Source organism: Burkholderia sp., from assembly GCF_018375725.1.
In the GTDB taxonomy this organism is placed as follows: domain Bacteria; phylum Pseudomonadota; class Gammaproteobacteria; order Burkholderiales; family Burkholderiaceae; genus Burkholderia.
Map to the genome: position 1 here is coordinate 1 of NZ_JAHACR010000193.1, position 8,160 is coordinate 8,160.

The 8,160-nt window shown below is 68.1% G+C and carries 6 protein-coding genes; 1 reads left to right on the forward strand and 5 read right to left on the reverse strand.

Annotation, left to right across the window (positions count from 1 at the left end; all coding sequences use genetic code 11):
* The 5 genes from KH616_RS17690 to KH616_RS17710 all read right to left on the reverse strand — a co-directional run.
* Positions 1–251: ethanolamine ammonia-lyase light chain EutC (locus KH616_RS17690; protein ID WP_292248789.1), on the reverse strand; the 251-nt coding region annotated here is incomplete at its 3' end.
* Positions 143–1,540, reverse strand: a complete 1,398-nt coding sequence (locus tag KH616_RS17695) for an ethanolamine ammonia-lyase subunit EutB (RefSeq protein ID WP_292248791.1) — start codon at positions 1,538–1,540, stop codon at positions 143–145. The genes KH616_RS17695 and KH616_RS17690, both read right to left, overlap by 109 nt.
* Positions 1,541–1,612: 72 nt before the next feature.
* A complete protein-coding gene (gene eat / locus KH616_RS17700) occupies positions 1,613–3,025 on the reverse strand; it encodes an ethanolamine permease (protein WP_292248794.1) in 1,413 nt (470 codons plus the stop codon).
* Positions 3,026–3,216: 191 nt separating this feature from the next.
* Positions 3,217–4,680: a mechanosensitive ion channel gene (locus KH616_RS17705; protein WP_292248797.1), complete on the reverse strand. Its 1,464-nt coding sequence runs from the start codon at positions 4,678–4,680 to the stop codon at positions 3,217–3,219.
* A gap of 264 nt (positions 4,681–4,944) precedes the next feature.
* Positions 4,945–7,449 carry a heavy metal translocating P-type ATPase gene (locus KH616_RS17710; protein WP_292248800.1) on the reverse strand — a complete coding sequence of 835 codons (2,505 nt, stop codon included), beginning with the start codon at positions 7,447–7,449 and terminating at the stop codon, positions 4,945–4,947.
* A gap of 80 nt (positions 7,450–7,529) precedes the next feature.
* On the opposite strand from KH616_RS17710, the gene cadR reads away from it, so the two are divergent.
* A complete protein-coding gene (gene cadR / locus KH616_RS17715; RefSeq protein ID WP_292248804.1) occupies positions 7,530–7,961 on the forward strand; it encodes a Cd(II)/Pb(II)-responsive transcriptional regulator in 432 nt (143 codons plus the stop codon).
* Positions 7,962–8,160: the final 199 nt, after the last annotated feature.

An 8,160-nucleotide genomic window follows, 5' to 3' on the forward strand; every position in this document is an offset into this window, starting at 1 on the left:
ACGGCATCGCGCGCCTGCGCGTGCGACAGGTTGAAGGCGAGCAACGGCGCCGTAGGCAGGCTGTTGCCCGCCCGGCCGAGCGCGATCCGCGCGTTCGTCAGCGACTTCAGCTCGCTCCAGGGATTCTTTTCGACGGCGTCGCTCATGCGTTCAGCCCCATCCAGTCGTTCGCGCCCGCGAGCAGCGGCACGCGCGCCGATGCGGCACGCAACGCGCCGTGCGCATCGGCGATCTCCATCGTCTCCAGCCATTCCTCGAATTCCGGCGCGCGGCGCAGGCCGAGCACCTCGCGCACGTAGAGCTGATCGTGGAACGACGTGCTCTGGTAGTTCAGCATCACGTCGTCCGCGCCGGGAATCCCCATGATGAAGTTGATGCCGGCCACGCCGAGCAGCGTCAGCAGGGTGTCCATGTCGTCCTGGTCGGCTTCCGCGTGATTCGTGTAGCAGATGTCGCAACCCATCGGCACGCCGAGCAGCTTGCCGCAGAAGTGATCCTCGAGCCCCGCGCGAATGATCTGCTTGCCGTCGTACAGGTACTCCGGCCCGATGAAACCCACCACCGTATTCACGAGGAACGGCTCGAACTTGCGGGCGACCGCGTAGGCGCGCACCTCGCAGGTCTGCTGATCGACGCCATGATGCGCATTCGCCGACAGCGCGCTGCCCTGCCCCGTCTCGAAGTACATCAGGTTGTCGCCGACCGTGCCGCGCTTCAGCGACAGCGCGGCCTCACGCGCCTCGCCGAGCAGCGCGAGCGAGATGCCGAAGCTTGCGTTCGCCTGTTCGGTGCCGGCAATCGACTGGAACACCAGATCGACCGGCGCGCCCTTCTCGATCGCCGCGATCGTGTTGGTCACGTGCGTGAGCACGCACGACTGCGTCGGCACGCGATAGCGCTCGCGGAAACCGTCGATCATCGCGAGCAGCCTGACGATCGCCGCCAGGCTGTCCGTCGCCGGGTTGATGCCGATCATCGCGTCGCCGCAACCATACATCAGGCCGTCGAGCATCGACGCGGCGATGCCATTCACGTCGTCGGTCGGATGATTCGGCTGCAGGCGCACGGACATCCGGCCCGGCAGCCCGACCGTGTTGCGAAAGCGCGTGACGACGCGGCGCTTGCGCGCGGCGGCGATCAGATCCTGGTTGCGCATCAGCTTCGACACGGCCGCGACCATCTCCGGCGTCAGGCCCGGCGCGATGCGTTCGAGCGCCGCGCCGTCGGCGACGGGCGACAGCAGCCAGTTGCGGAAATCGCCGACCGTCAGATGCGAGATTTCCGCAAACGCATCGGCGTCGTGATCGTCGACGATCAGCCGCGTGACCTCGTCGTCCTCGTAGGGAATCAGCGCCTCGTTCAGGAACGCCTTGAGCGGCACGCCCGCCAGCGCGATCTTCGCGGCGACGCGCTCCTCTTCGCTCGCCGCCGCGACGCCGGCGAGCTGGTCGCCGGAACGCAGCGGGCTCGCCTTCGCGAGCAGCGTCTTCAGGTCCGCGAAGCGGTAGGTGCGCGGACCGATCGTCTCCGTGTAGGACATGGTGCGAGTCTCCTTGTAAAGCGCACGGCGCGCCTGCTCACGCGGCGCGCCGGATATCGTCCGAACGGACGGTCACTCTTCCAGCAGCGCGTCGCCGGGCGCGCTCGCACGCTGCGCGCGGGTCGCGAGGAAATACGCGTAGCCGAGCGCAAGGAAGCCGACGAAGACCATCGCGACGAGCCCGTTGAAGTACACCATCGTGCCGAGGCAGACGAGCGCGGCGGCAATCGCGAACGCCGGGAAGAGCGGATAAAGCGGCGCACGGAACGGCCGCGCCATGTCCGGCTGCGTGCGGCGCAGCCTGAACAGGGCGGCCATGCTGACGATGTACATCACGATCGCGCCGAACACCGACATCGTGACGATGTTCGCGGTCAGCGTCTGGCCGCCGAACTGGATCAGCTCGTCGCTGTAGATCGCCGCGATGCCGACCACGCCGCCCGCGAGAATCGCGCGATACGGCGTCTTGAAGCGCGGATGCACCTTCGCGAGCCACTCCGGCAGGTAGCCTTCGCGAGCGAGCGCGAAGATCTGGCGCGAGTAGCCGAGGATGATCCCGTGGAACGACGCGACGAGGCCGAACAGGCCGAGCCACACGAGCATGTGCATCCAGCCGCTGTTCGCGCCGACGATGTACTTCATCGCCTGCGGCAGCGGATCGTTGATGTTGGCGAGCTGGGTCCAGTCGCCCGCGCCGCCCGCGAACACCATCACGCCGACCGCGAGCACCACGAGCGTCAGGATGCCGGCGACGTACGCGATCGGGATCGAGCGCTTCGGGTTTTTCGCTTCCTCGGCGGCCATCGCGACGCCTTCGATCGCGAGGAAGAACCAGATCGCGAACGGAATCGCCGCGAACATCCCGTGGAACGCGCCGAGGCTGAAGTGATCGGCGCCGGACCAGCCGCCCTTCACGAAGTTGCTCCATGCGAAACCCGGCGAGACGACGCCCATGAACACCAGCAGTTCGAAGATCGCGAACAGCGTGACGATCAGCTCGAAGGTCGCGGCGATCTGGACGCCGACGATGTTGAGCGCCATGAACACGAGATACGCGCCCATCGCCGCGTGCTTCGGTTCGAGCCCCGGAAACTGCACGTGCAGGTACGCGCCGATCGCGAGTGCGATCGCGGGCGGCGCAAACACGAATTCGACGAGCGTGGCCGCGCCGGCGAGATACCCGCCCGCGGGTCCGAACGCGCGGCGCGCATAGGCGAACGGGCCGCCCGCATGCGGAATCGACGTGGTCAGTTCGGTGAAGCTGAAGATGAAGGTGGTGTACATCGCCGCGACGAACAGTGCGGTGATCACGAAGCCCAGCGTGCCGGCGCTCGCCCAGCCGTAGCTCCAGCCGAAGTATTCGCCGGAAATCACGAGGCCGACTGCGATGCCCCACAGCTGCCAGGTCCCGAGCGTCTGCTGCAGCGCGGGCTGGCCGGACGTCATGCCGCCGGCGGCGGGCCGGCCATTCGACTCTGCTTTCATCGATCTTCTCCTCAAAAGCGGCGGCGGTTCCGCCCGGCGGATGCGCCGGCAGGACGCGCCCCGTCGGGTGATCCCGCGGGGCCGGCCTGCCCGACTGAGAATCGATGCTAGTGAGTCATTAATCGACGTGTTATCGAAATTCGGCAAAGGTCCGCGCTGACGTTTCGCCGACGGAAACGGGCGCGGGAGGTCTATTCTTCGCCGCTGCGCTGGTTGAACCAGCGGTCGAGCAGCTTGCCGGCCGCCTCGCGGCCGCCGAGGCCGAACGACAGCGCGACGGCCACCGCGATCGCGCCCAGCACGAGGCCGAACGCGAGCTGCACGATCTCGTTCGCGATGCCCATCGTGCGCAGCCCCATCGCAAACACGAGGCCGAGAATCGCGAACTGCGCGATCCGCGCGAACAGCGTGCTGTGCTGGGTGTCCGCCTGCTGGATCACGCGGCGCGCAAGGCCCGCGAGCCAGAAGCCGATCACGAGGATCACGCCGCCCGTCAGCACGTGGCCGCCGAACTCGATGAACAGCGTGACGACGTCGCGCACCTGCGAGAACCCGAGCCGGTTCGCCGCCTCGACCGCGGCAAACAGCATCGCAAAGAACACGATCAGCCGGGCGACCAGCACCGACGGCTGCAGCATCCCGGAAAAAACGGCCTCGACGCCGAGCACGGCCGGCAGTCCGTCGGCGCCGGCGGCCACCAGCAGCTTCTGCGCGAGCGCGGCGACGAAGCGTGCGAAGTAGAACGTGACGAGCACGATCACGATCGCCGCGACGATGTCCGGCACCGCGCCGAGAAACTGGTACAGCATGCTGGTCGCCGGCCCCGAGATCGCGTCGATCTTCAGCGCGTCGAGCGCGGAGATCAGCGTCGGCACGAAGACGAACACGTAGACGATCGTGCCGACCAGGCTCGACAGGCGCACGGGCGCCGGGCTGTCGAGGCGCTCGGTCAGCCGGTCGGCGCCGGCGGCGCTGAGCAGGTTCGTGACGAGGCCCCGCAGCACGCGGGCGACGAGCCAGCCGACGAAGCCGATCACGGCCGCCGCGAACACATTCGGCACGATGGCGAGCAGCTTGTCGACCATCCCCTGCACCGGGGCGAGCAGGCCCGACAGGGCAAAGGCGGACAGGATCGCCGGCAGGAACATCAGGATCACGAGCCAGAACAGCACGTCGCCGAGATAGCTGCTCATCGGGCGCATGCCAGCGCTCGTCGACAGCGTATCGTCGAACTTCCCGACCCTCAGCGCGCGGCCCGCGAGGCTGCGCAGCAGCGACGCGACCAGCCACGCGATCAGCGTGAGCGCCCCGCCGCCGATCAGGTTCGGCAGGTAGCTGACGATGTTGGTGACGAGCAGCGAGAACGGATTGGATACCGCATACAGGTTGAGCACGTTGAAAATGCCCACCGCGGTGACGAGCAGCACCAGCCAGAACAGGCCGCCCGCGACGATGCGCTCCACGTACGCGCCCTGGCCGGTGCTTTCGGCGATCCGCTGATCGACCTTCAGCGCTCCGAGCAGCCGGTACGCGCCGGCCCGCACCGCCACGGCGATCAGCCAGCCGATGACCAGGATGCCGATCGCGCCGGCGATCTTCGGGAGATACCCTCCCAGCGTGGCCTGCAGCGACGTGATGAAGCTGGATGCATCCATTTCTTCTTCTCCCGAAAACGTGGCGTTGCGATTGAACATCGACCCACTACCCGCGTACCTCGAAAAAACGTGCTTCCCCGCTCGTGGCAACTTACCTCGGAACAATGACAATTTCAGCCGATTTCACCGTCTTTAACTTTAGTCACGGATTCGCGATGAAGAGACCCTATTTCAAAAAAATATGGGCCTGATCCACTCTGCCGAGCGGCAGGATGGATCAGGCCCTGCATGCGGGCGCGTGCCCGGACAAATGCCGTCCGCGCGTCAGACGCGCGCGGGCGCGTCGGCAGCCCTGTCCCTGAAGGACAGCAGGCGCAACCCGTTGGCGACGACGATCAGGCTCGCGCCGGCATCGGCGAACACCGCCATCCACATCGTGCCGAGACCGGCAACGGTGAGGCCGAGAAACACCAGTTTCACACCGAGCGCGAATCCGATGTTCTGCACCAGCACCCGGTGCGTCGCGCGCGACAGCCGCACGAACGCCGGGATCTTGCGCAGATCGTCGTCCATCAGCGCGACGTCGGCGGTCTCGATCGCGGTGTCCGTGCCCATCGCCCCCATCGCGAAGCCGAGGTCGGCGCGGGCCAGCGCCGGCGCGTCGTTGATCCCGTCGCCGACCATGCCGACCGCGCCTGCCCGGGACGCCAGCTCGTGCACCGCCGCGAACTTGTCCTCGGGCAGCTGGTTGCCGCGCGCGTCGTCGATGCCGACCTGTTGCGCGATCGCCTGCGCGGTATGCGGGTTGTCGCCCGTCAGCATGGCCGTTTTGATGCCCAGCGCATGCAGATCGGCGATCGCCTCGCGGCTGGTTTCCTTGATCGTGTCGGCGACCGCGAACACGCCGAGCACGCGCGTCCCGTCGATCAGCATCACGACGCTCTTGCCCTCCCGTTCGAGCGCATCGAGCTGTGCCTCCAGCGCGGGCGAGCAGCGCCCCAGTTCCTCGGCGAGCCGGTGGTTGCCGAGCCAGTAGCCGACGCCGTCGATCGTGCCGCGCACACCGCGCCCGACGAGCGCCTCGAAGTCCTGCACGTCGGCAAACGGCCCGGTCGCCACGGCCTTGCCGGCCGTCGCGATCGCCTGCGACACCGGATGATCCGAGCGCGCGGCGAGGCTCGCGGCGAGAAACTGCACGCGTACCGGGGCATGGTCCGCCGCACGCGGCACGAAGTCCGTCTGCACCGGCTTGCCGTATGTGATCGTGCCGGTCTTGTCGAGCGCGAGCCATGCGAGCTTGCGTCCTTCCTCGAGATACACGCCGCCCTTCACGAGAATCCCGCGCCGCGCCGCGGCGGCGAGACCCGACACGATCGTCACCGGCGTCGAGATCACGAGCGCGCACGGACACGCGATCACGAGCAGCACCAGCGCGCGGTAGATCCAGTCATGCCACGCGCCCTCCGTAACGAGCGGCGGCACCGCCGCGACGAGGAACGCGATCGCGAACACGACCGGCGTGTAGACGCGCGCGAACTGGTCGACGAAACGCTGCATCGGCGCCTTCGCGCCCTGCGCTTCCTCGACCGCATGAATGATCCGCGCGAGCGTCGTGTTGGCGGCGACCGCGGTCACGCGGTATTCGAACGATCCGGCCTCGTTGATCGTGCCGGCGAACACGGCGTCGCCCGCGGCCTTCTCGACCGGCATGCTTTCGCCGGTGATCGGCGCCTGGTTGACGGTCGAGCGGCCGGCCACCACTTCGCCGTCGAGACCGACCCGCTCGCCCGGCTTCACGCGCACGATCGCGCCGAGCGCGATCTGCGCGGCGTCGACGGTGCGCCACGCGCCGTCGGGCTGACGCACCGTCGCCGTATCCGGCGCCAGCCGCATCAGGCCCTGGATCGCGTTGCGGGCGCGGTCGAGCGACTTCGCCTCGATCAGTTCGGCGATCGTAAACAGCACCATCACCATCGCCGCTTCCGGCCACTGGCCGATCGCCATCGCGCCCGTCACGGCGATGCTCATCAGCGCGTTGATGTTCAGGTTGCCGTTGCGCAGCGCGATCCAGCCTTTCCGGTAAGTCGTGATCCCGCACGCCGCGACCGACGCGAGCGCGAGCGCCGCGGCGACCCACGCCGGCAGGCCGAACCACGTCGCCGCCTCGGACGCGAGCGCGGCGACGCCCGCCAGCGCGAGCGGCCACCACGGCTTTGCGGGCGCCGCCGGCGCGCCGGACGGCGGCGCATCGGCCGACGCCGCTTCGGGCGTCATGCCGAGCGAACGGATCGCGGCGGTGAGCGCGGCCTGCGCGCCCGGCACGTGCTCGACGGTCAGCATGCGCTGCATCAGGTTGAATTCGAGCGCCGCGACTTCGCGCATCCCGCCGAGCTTCTTGCGGATCAGCGTTTCCTCGGTCGGGCAGTCCATCTGCATGATGCGGAATGACGAAACCACGTTGCCCGACGCAGTCGCCTGCGTGGTCGGCAGCGGCGCGAGCGTCAGCGCGGCGGGCGTGCAGCAGTCGGCACCGGCGTGGGCGTGGGCGCCGCCATGTTCATGGTCGTGATCGCATGCGTGGTTATGGCCATGCTCATGCTCATGGCCCTGCTCCGGCCCACGGCCGTGCGCGTGACTGCCGTCACGATCATGATCGTGACCACACGCATGCCCGCCGGTCTGTTCCGCCCGGCCGTCCGGCGCGCCGTCGCATGCCGGCGTCGCGCCGTCCGCGCGCAGCGCGGCCTCGTCGTGCGCATGCGCGCTGCACGCGCCGGCATGACCGGCGGTCGTATCGTGTTCGTTGCGGGCGTGCTTCGCCTCGGTCATCGCAACCTCCTGATGGCTTGACGAGGTACAGTTAACACCCTGAAGCCACTACAAGGTCAACCCTTCGACCGGAGAACCGTATGAAGATTGGCGAACTGGCGAAAGCCGCACGGTGCACGCCCGAGACGATCCGCTTCTACGAGAAGGAGGGATTGATGCCCGATGCCAGGCGCACCGACGCAAACTACCGGAACTACACGGACACGCACCTTGAACGGCTGCGCTTCATCCGCAATTGCCGCGCGCTCGACATGACGCACGACGAGATCCGCGCGCTGCTGCAGCTTACCGATACGCCGACCGATCGCTGCGATTCCGTCAATGCGCTGCTCGACGCGCACATCGGGCATGTCGACGCACGGCTCGCCGAGCTGACGCATTTGCGCGAACAGCTGACGCAACTGCGCGAGCAGTGCGTCGGCGAACATTCGGTCGAGGATTGCGGGATCGTCCACGGGCTCGCGACGATGGAAACCGCCGCGCCCGTCGCCAAGCGCACGCACGTCGGCTGACGCGCGGCGCCCGCACACGCATGTCCGGCGTTCGATGCCTGGCGCGGCCGGGCGCACAGCGCCGTCACGCCTGTGCGGCTCGGCGCGCGGCGCCGGACGGACGCCGCCCGGTTCCGGGCCGGCGCGCCGCCGCGGCTTATTGCGCGGAGATGTCGATATCGCCGAAGTACTTCTGGCCGAGCGACTTGACCGTGCCGTC

Coding starts and splice junctions, on each gene's coding strand:
- KH616_RS17695 (WP_292248791.1), bottom strand. CDS start 1,540: ATGTCCTACACGGAGACGATCGGTCCGCGCACCTACCGCTTCGCGGAC.
- eat (WP_292248794.1), bottom strand. CDS start 3,025: ATGAAAGCAGAGTCGAATGGCCGGCCCGCCGCCGGCGGCATGACGTCC.
- KH616_RS17705 (WP_292248797.1), bottom strand. CDS start 4,680: ATGGATGCATCCAGCTTCATCACGTCGCTGCAGGCCACGCTGGGAGGG.
- KH616_RS17710 (WP_292248800.1), bottom strand. CDS start 7,449: ATGACCGAGGCGAAGCACGCCCGCAACGAACACGATACGACCGCCGGT.
- cadR (WP_292248804.1), top strand. CDS start 7,530: ATGAAGATTGGCGAACTGGCGAAAGCCGCACGGTGCACGCCCGAGACG.